The sequence below is a fragment of the Kitasatospora sp. NPDC056076 genome (genome assembly GCF_042266305.1).
GTDB lineage: Bacteria > Actinomycetota > Actinomycetes > Streptomycetales > Streptomycetaceae > Kitasatospora.
In genome coordinates, this window is the sequence record NZ_JBHJWG010000027.1 from 1 (window position 1) to 16,822 (window position 16,822).

Annotated in this window: 16 protein-coding genes and 1 pseudogene; 10 read left to right on the plus strand and 7 right to left on the minus strand. The window is 74.4% G+C overall.

Annotated elements, in window-relative coordinates:
* The first annotated feature begins 197 nt into the window (after positions 1-197).
* Positions 198-1,133 (plus strand): hydroxymethylbilane synthase, encoded by a 936-nt coding sequence (gene hemC, locus ACFC1T_RS22235; RefSeq protein ID WP_375891122.1) that lies wholly within the window; start codon positions 198-200, stop codon positions 1,131-1,133.
* A gap of 182 nt (positions 1,134-1,315) precedes the next feature.
* Positions 1,316-3,196 carry a serine/threonine protein kinase gene (locus tag ACFC1T_RS22240; RefSeq protein ID WP_375891124.1) on the plus strand — a complete coding sequence of 627 codons (1,881 nt, stop codon included), beginning with the start codon at positions 1,316-1,318 and terminating at the stop codon, positions 3,194-3,196.
* Positions 3,197-3,203: 7 nt separating this feature from the next.
* On the opposite strand, the gene ACFC1T_RS22245 is transcribed toward ACFC1T_RS22240, so the two are convergent.
* Both ACFC1T_RS22245 and ACFC1T_RS22250 read right to left on the minus strand, forming a co-directional pair.
* Positions 3,204-3,740 (minus strand): hypothetical protein, encoded by a 537-nt coding sequence (locus ACFC1T_RS22245; RefSeq protein ID WP_375891126.1) that lies wholly within the window; start codon positions 3,738-3,740, stop codon positions 3,204-3,206.
* 54 nt (positions 3,741-3,794) lie between these two features.
* Positions 3,795-4,352, minus strand: a complete 558-nt coding sequence (locus ACFC1T_RS22250; RefSeq protein WP_375891128.1) for a helix-turn-helix domain-containing protein — start codon at positions 4,350-4,352, stop codon at positions 3,795-3,797.
* A gap of 57 nt (positions 4,353-4,409) precedes the next feature.
* On the opposite strand from ACFC1T_RS22250, the gene def reads away from it, so the two are divergent.
* The 4 genes from def (at position 4,410) to ACFC1T_RS22270 (ending at position 7,651) form a co-directional block, all read left to right on the plus strand.
* The gene (gene def, locus ACFC1T_RS22255) at positions 4,410-5,000 is read left to right on the plus strand and encodes a peptide deformylase (protein WP_375891130.1); all 591 of its coding nucleotides are present in this window, start codon (positions 4,410-4,412) and stop codon (positions 4,998-5,000) included.
* Entirely contained in the window at positions 4,997-5,665 is a 669-nt protein-coding gene (locus ACFC1T_RS22260) for a class I SAM-dependent methyltransferase (protein ID WP_375891131.1), read from the plus strand. Before def ends, ACFC1T_RS22260 begins: the two co-directional genes overlap by 4 nt.
* 148 nt (positions 5,666-5,813) lie before the next feature.
* Complete coding sequence (locus tag ACFC1T_RS22265) at positions 5,814-7,022, plus strand: serine hydrolase domain-containing protein (protein WP_375891132.1); 1,209 nt, start codon at positions 5,814-5,816, stop codon at positions 7,020-7,022.
* A 110-nt stretch (positions 7,023-7,132) separates the two neighbouring features.
* Positions 7,133-7,651: a hypothetical protein gene (locus tag ACFC1T_RS22270; RefSeq protein WP_375891134.1), complete on the plus strand. Its 519-nt coding sequence runs from the start codon at positions 7,133-7,135 to the stop codon at positions 7,649-7,651.
* Positions 7,652-7,709: 58 nt separating this feature from the next.
* Here the strand turns inward: ACFC1T_RS22270 and ACFC1T_RS22275 are convergent, their stop codons facing one another.
* On the minus strand, positions 7,710-8,729 hold the full coding sequence (locus tag ACFC1T_RS22275; protein WP_375891136.1) for a hypothetical protein: 1,020 nt from the start codon (positions 8,727-8,729) through the stop codon (positions 7,710-7,712).
* A gap of 131 nt (positions 8,730-8,860) precedes the next feature.
* On the opposite strand from ACFC1T_RS22275, the gene ACFC1T_RS22280 reads away from it, so the two are divergent.
* A complete protein-coding gene (locus ACFC1T_RS22280; RefSeq protein WP_375891138.1) occupies positions 8,861-9,451 on the plus strand; it encodes a TetR/AcrR family transcriptional regulator in 591 nt (196 codons plus the stop codon).
* Here ACFC1T_RS22280 and ACFC1T_RS22285 read toward each other — a convergent pair.
* Positions 9,448-10,047: a TetR/AcrR family transcriptional regulator gene (locus tag ACFC1T_RS22285; protein ID WP_375891139.1), complete on the minus strand. Its 600-nt coding sequence runs from the start codon at positions 10,045-10,047 to the stop codon at positions 9,448-9,450. The two genes, ACFC1T_RS22280 and ACFC1T_RS22285, sit on opposite strands and share 4 nt — an antisense overlap.
* Positions 10,048-10,175: 128 nt before the next feature.
* Between ACFC1T_RS22285 and ACFC1T_RS22290 the strand changes: the two genes are divergently transcribed.
* Together ACFC1T_RS22290 and ACFC1T_RS22295 are read left to right on the plus strand one after the other, a co-directional pair.
* Positions 10,176-10,919: an SDR family oxidoreductase gene (locus tag ACFC1T_RS22290; RefSeq protein ID WP_375891141.1), complete on the plus strand. Its 744-nt coding sequence runs from the start codon at positions 10,176-10,178 to the stop codon at positions 10,917-10,919.
* 83 nt (positions 10,920-11,002) lie between these two features.
* On the plus strand, positions 11,003-11,428 hold the full coding sequence (locus tag ACFC1T_RS22295; RefSeq protein ID WP_375891143.1) for a hypothetical protein: 426 nt from the start codon (positions 11,003-11,005) through the stop codon (positions 11,426-11,428).
* A 21-nt stretch (positions 11,429-11,449) separates the two neighbouring features.
* Here the strand turns inward: ACFC1T_RS22295 and ACFC1T_RS22300 are convergent.
* From ACFC1T_RS22300 to ACFC1T_RS22310, 3 genes and pseudogenes are all read right to left on the minus strand, one after another.
* Positions 11,450-12,856, minus strand: a pseudogene (locus ACFC1T_RS22300) (SDR family NAD(P)-dependent oxidoreductase).
* 223 nt (positions 12,857-13,079) lie between these two features.
* A complete protein-coding gene (locus ACFC1T_RS22305; RefSeq protein ID WP_375891145.1) occupies positions 13,080-14,576 on the minus strand; it encodes a carbohydrate binding domain-containing protein in 1,497 nt (498 codons plus the stop codon).
* A 229-nt stretch (positions 14,577-14,805) separates the two neighbouring features.
* Complete coding sequence (locus tag ACFC1T_RS22310; RefSeq protein WP_375891147.1) at positions 14,806-15,417, minus strand: choice-of-anchor C family protein; 612 nt, start codon at positions 15,415-15,417, stop codon at positions 14,806-14,808.
* Positions 15,418-15,842: 425 nt separating this feature from the next.
* Between ACFC1T_RS22310 and ACFC1T_RS22315 the strand changes: the two genes are divergently transcribed.
* On the plus strand, positions 15,843-16,796 hold the full coding sequence (locus ACFC1T_RS22315) for an aldo/keto reductase (RefSeq protein WP_375891149.1): 954 nt from the start codon (positions 15,843-15,845) through the stop codon (positions 16,794-16,796).
* The last annotated feature ends 26 nt before the right edge of the window (positions 16,797-16,822 follow it).

Below are 16,822 nucleotides of genomic sequence, written 5' to 3' on the forward strand. Positions count from 1 at the left end.
GGGGGGGGGGGGGGGGGGGGGGGGGGGGGGGGGGGGGGGGGGGGGGGGGGGTGGGTGGGGGGGGGGGGGGGGGGGGGGGGGGGGCGGCGGGGGGGGCCCCCGCCCGCCCCCCCCGCCGTGGGCGGAACCGCCGCGCCGTTACGCCGAGTACGTGACGCGGTCACGGCCGTGGCCGTAGGGGCGCCTATCATCGCGCCATGGCCACCGCTGAGCTGATCCGCATCGTGTCCCGCTCCTCACCCATGGCACTCGCCCAGGTCGACCGGGTCCGCGCCGAACTCGCCGAGCTGCACCCGGGGTTGCGCACCGAGGTGGTGCCGGTCACCACCTCCGGCGACCGCTGGACCGGGGACCTCGCCGCCCTGGGCGGCAAGGGCGCGTTCACCAAGGAGGTGGACGCCGCGCTGCTCGCCGGGGAGGCCGACGTCGCCGTGCACTGCCTCAAGGACGTGCCCGCCGACCGCCCGTTGCCCGCCGGCACCGTCTTCGCCGCCTACCTGCGCCGCGACGACATCCGCGACGCACTCGTCCACCCCGGCGGCCTGACCCTGGCCCAACTCCCGCCCGGCGCCCGGATCGGCACCTCCTCCGTCCGCCGGATCGCCCAGCTCGCCGCCTCCCACCCGCACCTGGAGTGCGTGCCGATCCGCGGCAACGCCAACAGCCGGCTCGCCAAGCTGGCCGCCGGGGACGTCGACGCGCTGCTGCTCGCCGTCTCCGGGCTGGAGCGGATCGGCGAGCGGGCCAGGATCACCGAGGTCCTGCCGGTCGAGGAGATGTGCCCGCCGATCGGTGCCGGCATCCTCGTGCTGCAGTGCCGCGAGGACGACGCGGCGACCATCGAGGCCGTCACCGGGCTCTGCCACCACGACACCTGGCGCGAGGCGGCGGCCGAGCGGATGTTCCTGCACGTGCTGCAGGGCCACTGCAACAGCCCGATCTCCGGCTTCGCCAAGGCGGAGGCGGACGGCCGGCTCTCGCTGCGCGGCCGGGTCTTCACCCCGGACGGCAAGCGGGTGCTGGACGCCCACGAGTGGGCCGGCGCGCTCACCCCGGAGGACCTCGGCACCTCGGTCGCCCTCGCGCTCAAGCGGCAGGGGGCGCACGAGCTGATCTCCTCGATCCCGCACTGAGGCCCGTGCGGGCCGCTCCTCGCCCCGAGTGCCTTTCCTTCGGTTCTTTGCCTTCGTGATCTGGCCCCGCAGGCGTGCTGCTGAGATGATTCCCCGTGCGGGGCACGGCAACTGACATGTGCTCAACTGCCGTCGTCCCCGCGGAACGTGGAACGCGCACGCCGGGGGTGGACGTGGAGGCGTTGAGACCCACCGACCCGAGGACGGTCGGTGGCCGCTACCGGCTGCTGGCCCGGCTCGGCAGCGGTGGGATGGGGACCGTGTACCTGGGGCGCTCGCCCGGCGGGCGGCTCGTCGCGGTCAAGTGCGTGCACTGGGACCTCGCCACCGACCCCCACTTCCGGCTCCGCTTCACCCAGGAGATGGAGGCCGCCCGGCGGGTCGGCGGCTTCCACACCGCCCAGGTGGTCGACGCCGACCCGGACGGTGACCCGCCCTGGCTGGTCACCGCCTACATCCCCGGCCCGTCCCTGGAGTCGGCCGTCGCCGCCCACGGCCCGCTGCCCGAACCCGTCCTGCGGGTGCTCGGCGCCGGACTGGCCGAGGCCCTGGCGGCGATCCACGCGGTCGGACTCGTCCACCGCGACCTCAAGCCCTCCAACGTGCTGCTCAGCGACGACGGGCCGCGGGTCATCGACTTCGGCATCGCCCGCGCCCTCGACGGCGCCTCGATCACCCGCACCCAGACCGTCATCGGCACCCCCGGCTACATGGCGCCGGAACAGATCGCGGGCGAGCCGCTCAGCCCCGCCTGCGACCTGTTCAGCCTCGGCCGGGTGCTCTGCCACGCCGCCGGCAGCGCCCCGTACGGGCACGGCGGCAACCCGCAGGTGCTGCTCTACCGGATCATGCACACCGAGCCCGACCTCGGCGAGGTGCCCGAGGCGCTGCGCCCGCTGGTCGCCGCCTGCCTGGCCCGCCGCCCGGAGGACCGGCCCACCCCCGCCGAGCTGGTGGAGCGGCTCGGGCCGCCCGGGTACGAGGGGCCGACCGGCTCATGGCTGCCGGAGGCGCTGCGGGTGCGGCCCGCCGTCCCGGAGGCACCGCTGCTGGCGCCCGGCCCGGGCCCCGGGGTGGCGCCGCCCGGGCGGGTGCCGTCCACCCGGGTGCCGACCCTGCTGGGCGCGGACCCGTACGGCGCCGGTGGCTGGGTGCGCACCGAGCCCTCGGAGGCGGCGGCCCGGAGGCGCCGGGCGCGGCGGCTCCGGATCGTGCTGCCGAGCGCGCTGGTGCTGATCGCGGCCGCGGTGCTGGTGCCGGTCTACCTGCGGCACGAGGGCGGCGGCGGCACCGGGCTGGACAACGGCGGCTTCGTGGTCGCCAAGGACGACGGCGGTTCGCCGGACTGCGTGACCGGCGGGTCCTCCGGCGCGTCCGGTTCCGCCGGCGGTACGGGCGGTGACGCGAGCGCCTACCAGGGCCCGCCCGCGGCGGTGCCGAACGGCACCCCGCACGCCTCCGGCCTGCTCACCCCCGCCGACCGGGACACCCTGACGCTGGGCCGCTCGCTGACGCTCAGCTGGGACAAGGCCGGCGCGGTGACCAAGGTCTTCACCCGGCGCGGCAGCCTGCCCTGGCAGGCCTCCGGCTGGCTCACCTCCGCCGCCTGCACCTTCAAGCCCACCGAAGCGGGCGTCTACCAGTGGGCCGTGGTCGGCGCCAACGCCTCCAGCGGCAGCATCGGCAGCGGCTGGAGCGCCACCCGCTACCTCAACGTGCAGACCGACCAGGACCAGGCGGCCAACCCGGTCAAGGCCGCGCCCTCGGCCCCCATCCCGGTCTTCCCGAAGGACCAGCAGGTGGTCCCGGTGGGGAAGCCGGTCGAGTTCAGCTGGGCGAGCGCCGGCACCACCTCCACGGTGAACATCCTGACGCCGGGCGCCACCGACTGGGACCACCGGCCCTGGCAGACCGCGCTGAGCATCACGTACACGCCGAAGCTGCCCGGGGTGTACATCTGGACCGTCTTCACCTCGGGGCCGGGCGACTGCACCGGCGGGCCGGCCACCGGCGGGGGCTGCGTCAGCGGCGGGAGCGAGCAGCGCTACCTGGTCGTGCAGTGACGGCCGCTCAGGGCGCCGCCGCCCGGGCCCGGGCCACCCGCCGGACCACCGGTGCCAGCGCCAGCCCCACCGCCGCCCCCAGGACGACCCCCTGCACCCCGTCCCAGACGTTCTGCACGTCGCAGGCCCGCCCGATCGACGGCACCGCGTACTGCACCGCCGACACCGCGAACGGCAGCACCGCCGCGCCCAGCAGCGCCACCACCGCCCGCCGTCTGGTCCCGGCCAGGGCGGCGGCGAAGCCGACCGGGGCGTAGGTCGCCAGCTTGAGCTCGATGTGCCGCACGTGCAGCAGCTCGTACGGCGAACGCGGCCGCGCGCCCTGGACGGTGCAGTGCCGCACGGCGTCCGCGGACAGCCGGAACGCCTCCGGCAGCAGCGTCGCCACCAGGACCCCGCCGAGCCCGAGCAGCAGCAGGAAGCCCACCACCCAATGGGCCCGCAGCAACCGCCCCACCGGCCGGTTCAGCAGCGCGGCCGGTACCAGCGAGAGCAGCAGTCCGGGCCAGAACATCGGCATCCCGCCGAGCACCGCACTGATCACGCCTCAAACGGACGCACCGAACGTCCGTCCGGTTCTGGTGCCGCGCCGGTGGCCTCAGTGCCCTTCCAGCAGGGGGAACAGCCGGGTGACGGCGGCGACCGGTCGGGCCCCGGCGGGGCGGGCGGCCGGGTCGGCCTCGCGGTCGCGGTAGCGGGCGAGGATCCGGCGCACCTCCGCGCCGACGGCGGCCAGTTCGGCCGGGGTGAGGTGGACGACGGCGCTGAACGCCTCGTCCCGCTGCCACTCGGCCGGGGCCTCGGAGCGCCGGGCCAGCCAGCGCCGATGGCTCTCGTCCTCCAGACCGCGGGCGAGTTCGCCGAACTCCTCCTCGCCCGGCTCCGGGCCCTGTGCCGGGTCCTGTGCCGTGTCCTGCTCCGGTCGGGCTCGGGGGAGGCGCCAGGGCCGGGCCCGGCCGTCGAGGGCGGGCGCCTCCTCGATCAGCCCGTAGTGGGCGAGCCGGCGCAGGTGGAAGGAGCAGAGTCCGGAGCTCTGCCCCAGGTGTGCGGCGGCCTCGGTGGAGGTGAGGGTGCCGTGTTCGGCGAGGAGTGCCAACAGGGCGGTGCGCACCGCGTGTTCGGCGAGGGCCTCGGATCTGACGACGTCTTCGGTCACTTTGCAAAGTCTGCTACTTTGCAAAGCTGACAGCAAGTCCATCGAAGGGGAGCACCCGTGTCCGAGCTGCGCGAGCGTCCGACCGTCCTGAGGATCACCGAGGTGGGGGAGGAGATCCTCCGCCGCACCTGCCGCACGGCGACCGAGCAGGACTTCGGCAGCGAGTGGCTGGCCCGGCTGGTCGACGACATGTTCGCCACCATGTACGTCGCCGACGGCTGCGGCCTCGCCGCCAACCAGGTGGACGTCGACCTCAGGCTGTTCGTCTACGACTGCACCGACGAGGACGGCGTGCGGCACGTCGGACACGTGCTCAACCCGGTGGTCGAGGCGCAGGAGCCCGGCCGCCGGCTGGTCGAGGACGTCGAGGGCTGCCTGTCCGTGCCGGGCGCCAACACCCAACTCGCCCGCCCCGCCCACGCGGTGGTGCGCGGCGTCGACCAGCACGGCGAACCCGTGGTGATCGAGGGCGCCGGCTACTTCGCCCGCTGCCTCCAGCACGAGACCGACCACCTGAACGGCGGCCTCTACCTCGACCGGCTCTCCGCCCGCGACCGCAAGCGGATGATGAAGCAGACCGCCGACCGCCGCGAGAAGGTCTTCGCCGAGCGCGCCGCCCGGGCCGCGAAGCCTGGCGCGGCACGGTGAACCACCCCACCCACCCTGACCACTCCGACCACCCCGCCCACCTCGCCGCCGTCCGCGACTCCTACGACACCGTGGCCGCCGACTACCTGCGCCGCGTCGTCCCGCCCGAGGGCATGGACCCGCTCTCGCGCGCGATGCTCGCCGCCTTCGCGGAACTGGTCCGGGAGGCGGGCGGCTCCGAGGTCGCCGACCTCGGCTGCGGACCGGGGCGGGTGACGGCGTACCTGAACGGGCTGGGGCTCCGCGCCCACGGCGTCGACGTGTCGGGCGCGATGATCGCCCTCGCCCGCGGCGCGTACCCCCGACTGCGCTTCGCCGTCGGCTCGATGGCCGCCCTGGACGCCGCCGACGGCAGTCTCGGCGGCATCCTCGCCTGGTACTCCGTCCACCACACCCCGGAGGCCGAACTGCCCGCGCTGTTCGCGGAGTTCCACCGGGTGCTGGCCCCCGGCGGGCACCTGCTGCTGGGCGGGCACACCGGCGACGAGGAGTCCCGGCCGAGTTCGGCGTACGGGCACCCGGTGACCTGGGCCTCCCACCTCGTCCCGGCCGACCGGCTGGTCGCGCTGCTCGCGGGAGCCGGGTTCACCGTCACCACCCGGCTGGACCAGGCCCGGCCGGAGCGCCCGGACCGGGGGTACGTCAGCCTGCTGGCGCGGGCGTGACCCGGGGCGCTCTCGGGGGTGCACCCCGACGGAAGATCAGGGGGCGGCGGCGGTCCGACCCTGATGATCGGGGCGCGGCGGGTCGGCAGACTCGTCGGTGAGCCGGACGCGCCGGCTCGCCGACGACCAGTCTGGAGCTGCAGAACCCGTGAACGCCTCCACGCACCGCACCCGTTGGGCCGCCGTTGCCGCCGCCGGAGCCCTGGCGGCCGTGCTGACGGTCGGGGCCGGTGCACCCGCCCTCGCCGCCCCGGCCGCCCCCACCGCGGGCGCGGCCGGGGCCGGAACTCCGGTACCGCTGGACCGGGCGGCCGTCCGGGCGGCACTCGCCGGGCGGCCGGCCGCCGACGTCTCCGCCTCCTTCGTCCGCGTCACCGGCTCCACCGGCCGCTTCGAGGGCAGTTCGGCGGAGGACGGCATGGCGGTGGACCCGCACGGCAGGTTCCGGATCGGGTCGGTCTCCAAGGTCTTCACCACCACCGTCGTCCTCCAACTCGTCGCCGAGGGCCGGATCGACCTGGACGCCGACGTCCGGCGGTACCTGCCGGACTTCCCCTACCAGGGGGTCGAGGTCGGCCAGTTGCTCAACCACACCAGCGGGCTGCCGGACGGCTCCAACGCGCCCTGGGGCGACGGGACGACCACCTGGTTCGAGGCGCACCGGTTCGACTCCTTCACCCCCGAGCAGGTCCTCGCCACCATGCACGGCTACCCGCTGGGCTTCACGCCCGGCACCGAGCAGCAGTACAACGGCATGAACACCTTCGTCGCCGGGCTGGTCGTCGAGGAGGTCACCGGTCGCAGCTTCGCCGACGAGCTGAACGACCGGATCATCCGGCCGCTCGGCCTGCACGACACCGCCCTCCCGGACGCCGACGACCCCTCCCTGCGCCATCCCGCCACCCGCCCCTACCTGACCGTCCCCGACGCCGGCGGCGGCACCCACCGGGCGGACGTGACCGAGCAGAGCGCCTGGCCCTGGGTCGAGGGCGGCATGGTCTCCAGCGCCGACGACCTGGACCGCTTCATGACCGCCCTGTTCCGCGGGCGCCTCCTCCCCGCCGCCCAGCAGGAACTGCTCTTCACCGTCCCCGACGTCCCCACCGCCGCCCACAGCACCCACTGCCCCGGCGGCAAGGCCTGCATGAGCACGGGCCTGGAGCGCCTCCAGGCCCACGGCATCACCGCCTGGGGCAAGACCGGCTCCCGCCCCGGCTCCACCAGCGGGGTCTTCGCCACCCGCGACCTCTCCCGCAAGGTCGTCTACTCCGTCGACCCGACCTCCCTGAACGGCGCCGAGTCGACGTACGTCCTCGGCCTGGTGGCCGCCTCCTTCGGCATCAGTTCCGTGTTCTGACGCCCCCGCGCCCTCCTCCCGCAGGGTGAACCGCGGTTGGCTCTCCCGGGGGAGGAGCTCCGGCCGCGCGGTCGAGGCGGGGGAGGGGCGGTGGCGGCGAGGGTGGACGCATGGTGATGAACATCCCGGTCGGTGACACCGAACGCCCCGTCCCCCGTTGGGCCCTGCGCCTCGCCAAGGCCCTGCCCTTCGTCCTCCTGCCGCACTGCCTGTGGCGGCTGCCGTTCGCCTTCGACTTCGCGATGGGCACGGTCGATCCGGACCGCCCGCCGTGGGTCTGGTGGGCGACCCCGTACGTGTTCGGACTGAGCCTGGTCACCGAGGGGCTGGCGCTGCTCACCCTGGGCCTGGTCAGCGGCTGGGGCGAGGTGTTCCCGCGCTGGGTGCCGTTCCTGCGGGGGCGCCGGGTGCCGCCGCTGGGGCCGCTGGTCGCGACGGTGCTGGGCGGGCTGGTGCTGTTCGGACTGTTCGGGCTCCAGCCGCTCGCCTGGGCCGGCGTGCTGGACGAGGTCGGGTTCAGCAACGGCTGGTGGGAGGCGCTGTGCCGGGTCTGCGTCAGCCCGGCGGCGCTGTGGGGGCCGATCACCATCGCCCTCGGTGTCGCGTACTACCGCCGCCGCACCGCCTGAGCGCCCGGTCGGCGCGGGAAGCCGGACCGGCCGGCCTCCCGCGCCGACCGGGTGGGCGTCAGTGCGTCCGGTAGTACTCGCCGACCGCGGTGAAGGCCTCCTTCGGGTCCCAGGGCAGGCCGGGGAACCTGCTGCCCGGGCGGTCCTCGTACACCTTGACGATGCCGTAGCTGGCCTGGTCGAGGTCCTCACGGGGGTCGCCGTCCGGGCGGTGGACGAAGTCGTACAGCGCGAAGGTGAACACGAAGGCGGCGTCGATGCCGCCCTCGTCGAAGGCCGTCAGCAGCTCGCGGACGTACCCGGCCTGGGCGGGCTCGTCGCGCTCGTACCTGCCGTCGAGGCGCACCGGGCCGTCGGCGTCGTACTCGACGACCTCCAGGCCGAGCGCGCCCCGGTCGCCCGCGCCGCGGTAGGTGGCGGAGCCGAACTCGGTGACGGCGACCGGCTTGCCCTGGGCCGTGAGGTCCCGGACGCCGTCGGCGAAGCGGTCGGCGATCCCGGCGGAGCGGTACAGGTCGAGGGAGATCCGGTCGAAGGGCGTCCAGTCGACCCGCTCCAGCGGGACGGCGGCGTAGGTGACGGGCCCGTCGAAGTGCGCGCGGACGGTGGCCACCGCCTCGCCGAGGAAGGCGTTGACCTCGGCGCTGACCGCCCCGAGGTGCTTGCGCACCTCCTCCGGCCGGGCGAGCAGCGCGACCCGCTCGTCCGTGGTGGCGCCGGGCAGGAAGCCGGGGTTCATCAGGCTCAGTTCGGCACCGGCCACGAACACCACCTCGGCCCCGCCGCGCCGCAGCCGCTCCGCGCGCCCGGCGCAGTCGGCGAACAGCCGCAGCATCTCCTCGGTGGTCAGCTCCAGCGGGTACGGGGAGAACCAGACCTCCAGCCCGAGTCCGGCGGCCAGCCCGGCGGCGAGCTCGATCCGGTCCGGATCGCCGCCCATGATCCGGACGGCGGTGCAGTGCAGTTCGTCGCGGATGATCCGCAGCTCGCGTTCGACGGTCTCCGGGTCGAACAGCTTGCGGGAGTACGACCCGTCCCTGACGAAGCCGGTGTCGTAGCTGATTCCCTTGGCGCGCATGGTCCCCTGCCTTCATGGCGGATCGGAAACGTACGGAATTTACGGTACGGCCAGTACCGTAGTTGCCGTCGGGGCCGGAGGGCAAGTAAGCATGGGGGCGGTACGGGCGACAGCGAGGGCGGAGCGGGAGCATGGCCGGGCAGACGCGGCGGCGCGGGGCGGCGCTGGAGGAGGCGATCCTGGCGGCCGCGGTCGCGGAGCTCGCCGGGTCCGGGTACGCCGGGCTGACCATGGACAAGGTCGCCGCCCGCGCGGGCACCAACAAGAACGCCATCTACCGGCGCTGGCCGAACCGCCTGGCCCTCGGCATCGCCGCCTACAAGCAGCTCGCCAAGGCCGCCCCGCTCCCCGACACCGGCGAACTGCGCGGTGACGCGCTGGAGTTGCTGCGCCAGGCGAACCGGCACTGGAGCTCCCCGCTCGGCGGAGTGCTGCGCGAACTGCTGGCCGCCGCGGGCGGCGCGAGCGAGTTCCTGGCGCAGTTGCAGGACCAGTCCGGCGACGCCGCGGCCGCCCCCTGGCTCACCGTGCTGGGCCGGGCCGTCGCCCGCGGCGAGGCGGAGCCCGAGGTGCTGCACCCGCGGGTGGCGACGGTGGCGGTGGTGCTGCTGCGCAACGAGTTCGTGGTGCGGGGGGTGCCGAGCGCGCCCGACGACGTGCTGGTGGAGATCGTCGACGAGGTGTACCTGCCGCTGGTGCGGCGCCGGGGCGTGCCCGGTTAGTCGTTCCCGGTGACCAGGGTGTCGGCGAGCCGCTCGGCGACGGTCGGGTCCAGCGGGCCGTGGCCGAGCAGGAAGCGGTACCAGAACACCCCGTAGACCTGGTCCACGATCAGGTCCAGGTCGGCGTGCTCGGCCAGTTCGCCGCGCTCGCGCCCCCGGGTGAGCAGCTCGTGCAGCGCGTCGCGCCGGGTGGCGGTGAAGGCCTGCATCAGTTCGGCCAGGTGCGGGTCGCGGGCGGCCTCGCGGACGAGGGTGCGCAGCGCGGAGGCCGTGGTGCTCTGCTGGGCGGCGTCGAAGGTGGTCTCGACGAAGGTCCGCAGGTCGGTGCGGAGTGCGCCGGTGTCCGGGTGGTCGGTGACGTCCTGGTCGGCGCGGTCGGTGAGGGCGTCTAGCAGGACGGCTCCCTTGGAGGGCCACCAGCGGTAGACGGTCTGCTTGCCGACGCCGGCCGCGCGGGCGATGGCGTCGATGGTGACGGGCGTGCCGTCGGATTCCGCGAGCAGGTGCAGTGCCGCGTCCAGGATCGCCCGGTGGGCCGCCTCGTTGCGGCGGCGGCCGGTGTGCGGCCGGGCGGCCTGGGGGTCGGTCTCGCTCATGGTGGTGTCCCTTTCCTCCGGTCCCCGTTCTTCCTCCCCCACTTGACAAGACTAGCAGTCTCGGCAAACATCATTACCGGAACCTATGGTCTCGACAAGTTCCTGATCAAGCCGGAAGGGCCAGAACCATGAGCACTGCATCGAACCTCTTCGCCGGACAGCGCGTCGTCGTCATGGGCGGCAGCTCGGGCATCGGCGAGGCGACCGCGACCGCCTTCGCGGCCGACGGCGCCGAGGTCGTGATCACCGGCCGCGACCGCGCGAAGCTGGACGCCGCCGTCGCCCGGATCGGCGGAAAGACCGAGGGCGCACAGCTGGACGCGACCGACCCGGCCGCCCTCGCCGCCTTCTTCACCGGCGCCGGCACCGTCGACCACCTGGTCGTCGCGGTCAGCGGCGCGGCCGGCAGCGGCCCCTTCGCCCAACTCGACCTCGCCGACCTCGCCCACGGCTTCGACGCCAAGTTCTGGCCGCAGGTGCGTGTCCTCCAGGCCGCCCTGCCGCACCTGCGCGAGGACGGCTCGGTCACCCTGATCACCGCCGCCTCGGCCCGCGCCGCCATCCCCGGCACCGCCGGACTGGCCGCCATCAACGGCGCCCTGGAGGCGATGGTCCCGCCGCTGGCCGTCGAACTCGCCCCGCTGCGGGTCAACGCCGTCTCGCCCGGCGTCATCGACACCCCGTGGTGGGACCGCGTCCCCGCCGAGCAGCGCACCGCGCTCTTCGACGGCCTGGCCGCCACCACCCCGGTCGGCCGGGTCGGCCGCCCCGAGGACGTCGCCCGGGCGATCCAGATGTTCGCCGCCAACACCTTCGTCACCGGCGTGGTGCTCGACTGCACCGGTGGGGCCAACCTGCCGACCGGCCGCTGACCGCTGACCGCTGTACGGCGCGACGGCCCGCCCGGGAGCACCCCGGGCGGGCCGTCCTCGCAGGTCGGGCCTAGGGTTCGAGCATGAACGTACCCGCACTGATCCCGATCCGGCGCGAGCCGGACTGGCGCACGGACACCATCGGCCGCTGGCAGGGCGGCCAGTTCCTGGCCTCGGCCGTCGTGGCCGAGGGCCGACCGTACGCGGTGCTGCACCGTTTCGACCCGGCGGGGCAGCACCTGGAGTCGAGCATCCGGGCCGTCGGCACGGCGGCGGAGGCCCGTCGGCTGCTGGACGAGTGGCTGGACGCCCTGCCCGAGCGCGCTTACGGGGACATCGCGATCGCGCAGTTCTCCGTGGAGGTCGACGGCGTGCTCTTCGGGCTCCTCCTCGACGAGGAGGAAGCCGACGAGGACGACGAGGAGGGCGAGGAGGAAGGGCCCTGGGTCGAGCTCCGCCCCGACGGCCTCGGCTTCCACGCGCCGTGGGACGGCTGCTACGACACCTGAGCCGTCACCGCCTGCGGGCCGTCACCACTCCGCGACCCGGTAGTCCTTGAGGAACACCCCCGACACCGGGTGGCCCGCCTCGCCGCGCACGATCGGGTCGTACACCCGGGCCGCGCCGTCCACGATGTCCAGCGGGGTGCGGAAGCCCCGGGCGGCGATCCGGGTCTTCGCCGGCGCCGGGTTCTCGTCGGTGATCCAGCCGGTGTCGACGGCGCACATGTGCACGCCCCGCGGGGCGAGTTCGGCGGCGCTGGTGCGGGTGAGCATGTTGAGCGCGGCCTTGGCCATGTTGGTGTGCGGGTGGCGCGCGGTCTTGTTGCGGACGGAGAACCGGCCCTCCACCGCCGTCACGTTGACGATGTAGCGGGCGGGGTGCGGGGAGGCCAGCAGCAGCGGCAGCAGCCGGTCGCAGAGCAGGGCCGGGGCCAGCGAGTTGACCAGCTGGGTCTCCAGCAGCTCCGCCGGGTCGAGCGAACCGAGCGTGGCGGACCAGGAGTTGGCCGGTGCCAGGTCGGGCAGCAGCCCGGCCTCGTCGGTGAGGTCCAGCAGGGAGCCCGCCCCGGACGGGAGTTGGGCCGCAATGGCGGACGGCCGGAAGCCGGGAGCGTGGGTGACGGCCCGGCGGTCGGCGCCCGGCAGGGCCGCGGCCTCGCCCGCCGCCAGCAGGGCGTAGGACTCCGGGGGGCGGCGCAGGGTCTGCGCGGCGTTGTTGACCAGGATGTCCAGCGGTCGGCCTTCGGCGCGCAACTGCTCGGTCAGGCCCAGGACTTGGCGCGGGTCACGGAGGTCGATGCCGACCACGGTCAGCCGCTCCCACCACTGCGCGCTGCCCTCGGCGGCGCGGAAGCGGCGGACGGTGTCCTGCGGGAAGCGGCTGGTGACGGTCAGCTCGGCGCCGTCCCGCAGCAGCATCAGCGCGAGCTGGAAGCCGATCTTCACGCGCCCGCCGGTGAGCAGCGCCCGTCGGCCGCGCAGGTCGGTGGAGAGGCCGCGGCGGGCGGTGTTGTCGGCCGAGCAGTCCGGGCAGAGCATGTGGTAGAAGCCGTCGACCCGGCGCTACGCCTGCTTGCAGACGTAGCACTTGCGCGCGACGACCAGTTCGCCGACCGGCCCTCCCGGAGCCGGGGCGAGCGGTGCGTCCTCGCGGCGCTGCCGGGCGCCGGTCGCGGTGGCGGCGAGCAGTGCGGCGTCGGCCTGCCGGACGGCCTCCTTGGCCTCCTGGCGGCGGCGCTTGCGGCTCTCCATCACGAAGGAGCTGAGCTGGCGCTCGGCGACAAGCCGGGTGCGGTCGTGGGAGGGGAGGCCGCGCAGCCGGCCCAGGGTGCGGCTGAAGGCGCTGAGTTCCTCGGGGGTGAGGCCTGCCGCGCAGGCGGCTTCGCTGGTCGCGGTGTTGGTGATCAGCTGTTTGTGGTCGTCCCGGACCGTCATGTCCGCCCCCTCGTTCCGTACAGGTGGGAGGGACTGTAGTTGACGGTCCGGGAGGATGAGATGCCAATTTCTTCCGGTTGCCCGAGCTGCCCGAGCTGCCCGTGCCGCCCGTGCCGCCCGTGCCGCCCGTGCCGCCCGTGCCGCCCGAGAGTGTCGGCCCTGCCCTGACGCACGGAGGCGCCGACGGCCCCCTGGCCCGTCGGCGCCCCGAATCGTCGTGGCGTCAGCCCGTGTACTTGCTGAAGATCTTCGCGAACTCGTACGGCTGCTGGGTGATGTTGGTGCACTTGGCCAGCGAGCCGGTGCAGGCGTTGGCGTCCCGGGTGGCGTCCCAGAAGGCGAGCAGGCCGAGGTGGTTCTGCTGGGCGAAGGTCGTCAACTGCTGGGCGGCGGCCTGGTTGTAGATCTGGTGGTCGTCGTTCTCGCCGATCATCGGGGTGACCCCGACCATGGCCCACAGCTGGGCGTCGGTCTTTGCCGGGTAGAGCGCCTTGAGCTGGCCGAAGGTCGCCTGCGCGGCCTGGACGGCGGCGTTGCCGTAGTCGCTGCCGGAGCGGTAGTAGTCCATCGCCATGATGTTCACCAGGTCCAGGTTGACCCCGGCGTCCCGGGCGGACTTGACGATGGCGACGCCGTCGCTGGTCAGGCCCTCGGGCAGGACGGGCAGGGTGAGCGAGACCTTGAGGCCGGGGTGGGCCTGCTGGAGCTTGGCGAGCGCGGCGGAGCGGCGGTCGTTGGAGGCGGTGTCGGCGATCGCCGCGCCCTCGATGTCGTAGTCGACGTAGCGCAGGTTGTAGGCGTTGACGACCGCGTCGTACTCGTTGAACAGCGAGTCCACCGAGGTGCAGGCGGCGGCGAGTTCGGTACCGCTGGCGCCGCCGAAGGAGAGCTTGACGTCGCCGCCGGCCGCGCGCAGCGCGTCGACCTGGTCCTTGGCCCAACCGGTGCGCGGGTCGTAGGCGTTGAACCAGCTGGCCTTGCAGCCGACGCCGGTGACGAAGCCCATGGTGTAGCCCTTGACGCCGCCGGCCTTGGCCATGTCGGGCATGGACGGGGTGGGCCAGGCGCCCATGTCGATGTACGGGGCGACGGGGAGGGCGACGTTCGGCGGCGGGGTGGTCGGACCGCCGGTCGGGGTGGAGGTCGGCGGGGTGGTCGGGGGAGTGGTCGGTCCGCCGCCGCCGGGGCCGGTGAGGGTGACGTCGTCGGCGAGGTAGGCGCCCTGCCCGTACCAGCCGTGCAGGTAGACGTTGACGCTGGTGGTGCTCGGTCCGGTGGTGAAACTGGCGGACAGCTGCTGCCAGTTGGCGCCGCCCGGGGTCCACACGGCGGGGTCGGTGACGCCGCTGCCGGTGGCGCCGAGGTAGACGTACTGGCCCTGGACCCAGGCGCTCAGGGTGTAGGTGGTGTTGGGCTGGACGCTCACGGTCTGGCCGCACTGCGCGGTGTCGCTCGCGCTCACCGCCCCCTTGAGGGCGTCGGTTCCGCTGTGGGCACCGGAGGTGACGATGCTTCCGGTGCCGGCGGAACAGCTCCACGGGGCGAGCGTGCCGCTCTCGAAGCCGCCGTTGGCGAGCAGGTTCGCGTCCGCGGCGCCGGCGTTCCCGGCGAGGGTGGTGAGGCCGCCGGCCGCGAGCGCGGTGGCGGCGGCGAGGCTCAGCAGGGTGGTCCGGCCGGCGGGGCGGCGGCGGGTGGGGGCGTGCTGGGGCGCGCTGGGCATGGGGGTGCCTCTCGGAGCGTGGGGCCGCCCGCGCCGCGAAGGGGGGAGACGCGGGGCGGGCGGCAGCATGGGGGCTGTTCCGGTGCGGGAGGAGCGCGGTGCTGAGGATCAAACTGGACTAGACCAGCTGTGCACGTCAAGCACTTCCCGGGGTTCGGGAGCCTTCCGAGAGCAGGTTTTAGGGAGGGTTTAAGGAGGGCGGGTCGGCCTGTGACGGCCCGTCAGCCGGTCAGCCGCCGCAGCAGGGCTTGCACTCCTTCACCTGGATGTCGTCGAGCACCGGACCGCGCGGGCCCGCGACGGTGCTCTCGAAGGACAGCGTGGTGGACGCGTTCTGCGCGACGAAGGTGAACTGCCGTCCCACGTAGCCCATCGCGGCACTCGTCCGGCCGGTGACGTCGAAGGTGAAGTCCTGGAAGTCCTGCCCGTCGATCAGCGCCCGCCCGGTCCGCAGCGCGGGCGGGCCGCTGGGGTTGCCGGCCAGCGCGTAGGTCACCGAGTAGGTGGCGCCGGGGGTGGTGGTGAAGGTCTGGGCGATGGTGCCCGGGCCGTTGCCGTTGAGGTCGAGCGACTGGTCGCCCTCGGCGGCCTGCCAGAACCCGGCGCCGATCAGGTCGACGCTGCCGCTGGTGACCAGCCACGGGCCGATGCTCTGGCCGGCCACCGGCTCGGTGAAGGTGTTCGGCGCGACCTTGGGGGACTCGAAGCTGCCGTCGTCGAAGCGGCTGAGCGCGCGGTGGCCGGCCGCCTGGGCCGGGGTGGCGAGGCCGGCGGTGGTCAGCGCGGTGGCGGCGGCGAGGGTGAGGGCGAGGGCGGCGGTGCGGGTGCGCGAGAGCGACATGGGTTCCTCCCCGAGGCGGGCGACGTCTTCGGTCGCCTCCGTGGTGGCGGGCCGGGTCGACCGGCCGCGGACCGAGCCTCGACCGTCGCGGCGAGCCGTGCCAAGACCGGACCGGCGGCGCCAGGTGGCGCGATGATCCCGCGACCGGGCCCCCGCGCGCCGGTTTGGCGCAGGAGGCGTCCACGGGGCGGGGCCGGACCGTCCGGGGGCGAACGCCCGGGCCGACGGCCGGGTGCGGGAGCCCGGTGGTGAAACCGGAGGCGCGCGCCCCGTTCGCGCCGCACGGCGGTCCGATGACCGTACCGGAGGCTGGGGTTGACCTCGGAAGGCTTGACCTCGAGTGCACTCCAAGGGGGAAGCTGGCGGTGTTGATCCACTTCGGCTCAGCGGAACCACAGAGCGGAACCACAGAACGGAGCACCGTCATGCGCAGCGCCTTCTTCGGCAGCGGCGGCCCGGAGGTCGGCGTGATCGGCCTCGGCTGCATGGGGATGACCCACGCCTACGACGTCCGGAGCCGGGACGACGAGAGGTCCGTCCGGGTCATCCACCAGGCCCTGGACCTCGGCGTCACCCTGATCGACACCGCCGACGTCTACGGCCCGTACAGCAACGAGGAGGTGGTCGGCGCCGCCCTGGCCGGCCCGCACCGCGAGCGCGCCTTCCTCGCCACCAAGGTGGGCATCGTCCCGGGCGGCGGCGGCCCGAACGTGCGCGACGGCCGGCCCGAGCACGTGCGCCGCTCGATCGACGACAGCCTGCGCCGGCTCGGCACCGACCACGTCGACCTGTACCAGCTGCACCGGGTCGACCCGGCCGTCCCGATCGAGGAGACCTGGGGCGCGCTCGCCGAGGCCGTCCGGGCCGGAAAGGCCCGCCGGATCGGGCTCTCCGAGGTCGGCGTCGAGGAGATCCGGCGCGCCCAGGCGGTGCACCCGGTGGCCTCCGTGCAGTCCGAGCTGTCGCTGTGGACCAGGGACGTGCTGGCCGAGGTGCTGCCGTACACCGAGGAGCAGGGCATCGCCTTCCTGCCCTTCTCGCCGCTCGGCCGGGGCTTCCTGACCGGCAGCATCTCCTCCTTCGACGAGCTGCCCGAGGACGACCTCCGCCGCCGCCTGCCGCGCTTCCAGCAGGACGCGCTCAAGGCCAACCTGGCGCTGGTCGGCCGGGTCCGGGAGATCGCCGAGCGGCTCGGCACCACCCCGGCGCGGGTCGCGCTGGCCTGGGTGCTGGCGCAGGGCCGGTACGTCCTCCCGATCCCGGGCACCAAGACGCCGCGCTACCTGGAGGACAACGTGGGCGCGGCCGCGGTCGAGCTCTCGGCGGCCGACCTGGCCGAGCTGGACACGCTGCCGGCCCCGGAGGGCGGGCGCTACTGAGCGCCCCGGGCGCCGCTCCCCCGAGT

Excerpts from the sequence above, each read along its gene's own strand:
- hemC (WP_375891122.1), top strand. The coding sequence starts at position 198 with ATGGCCACCGCTGAGCTGATCCGCATCGTGTCCCGCTCCTCACCCATG.
- ACFC1T_RS22270 (WP_375891134.1), top strand. The coding sequence starts at position 7,133 with ATGGTGATGAACATCCCGGTCGGTGACACCGAACGCCCCGTCCCCCGT.
- ACFC1T_RS22275 (WP_375891136.1), bottom strand. The coding sequence starts at position 8,729 with ATGCGCGCCAAGGGAATCAGCTACGACACCGGCTTCGTCAGGGACGGG.
- ACFC1T_RS22280 (WP_375891138.1), top strand. The coding sequence starts at position 8,861 with ATGGCCGGGCAGACGCGGCGGCGCGGGGCGGCGCTGGAGGAGGCGATC.
- ACFC1T_RS22285 (WP_375891139.1), bottom strand. The coding sequence starts at position 10,047 with ATGAGCGAGACCGACCCCCAGGCCGCCCGGCCGCACACCGGCCGCCGC.
- ACFC1T_RS22290 (WP_375891141.1), top strand. The coding sequence starts at position 10,176 with ATGAGCACTGCATCGAACCTCTTCGCCGGACAGCGCGTCGTCGTCATG.
- ACFC1T_RS22295 (WP_375891143.1), top strand. The coding sequence starts at position 11,003 with ATGAACGTACCCGCACTGATCCCGATCCGGCGCGAGCCGGACTGGCGC.
- ACFC1T_RS22305 (WP_375891145.1), bottom strand. The coding sequence starts at position 14,576 with ATGCCCAGCGCGCCCCAGCACGCCCCCACCCGCCGCCGCCCCGCCGGC.
- ACFC1T_RS22310 (WP_375891147.1), bottom strand. The coding sequence starts at position 15,417 with ATGTCGCTCTCGCGCACCCGCACCGCCGCCCTCGCCCTCACCCTCGCC.
- ACFC1T_RS22315 (WP_375891149.1), top strand. The coding sequence starts at position 15,843 with ATGCGCAGCGCCTTCTTCGGCAGCGGCGGCCCGGAGGTCGGCGTGATC.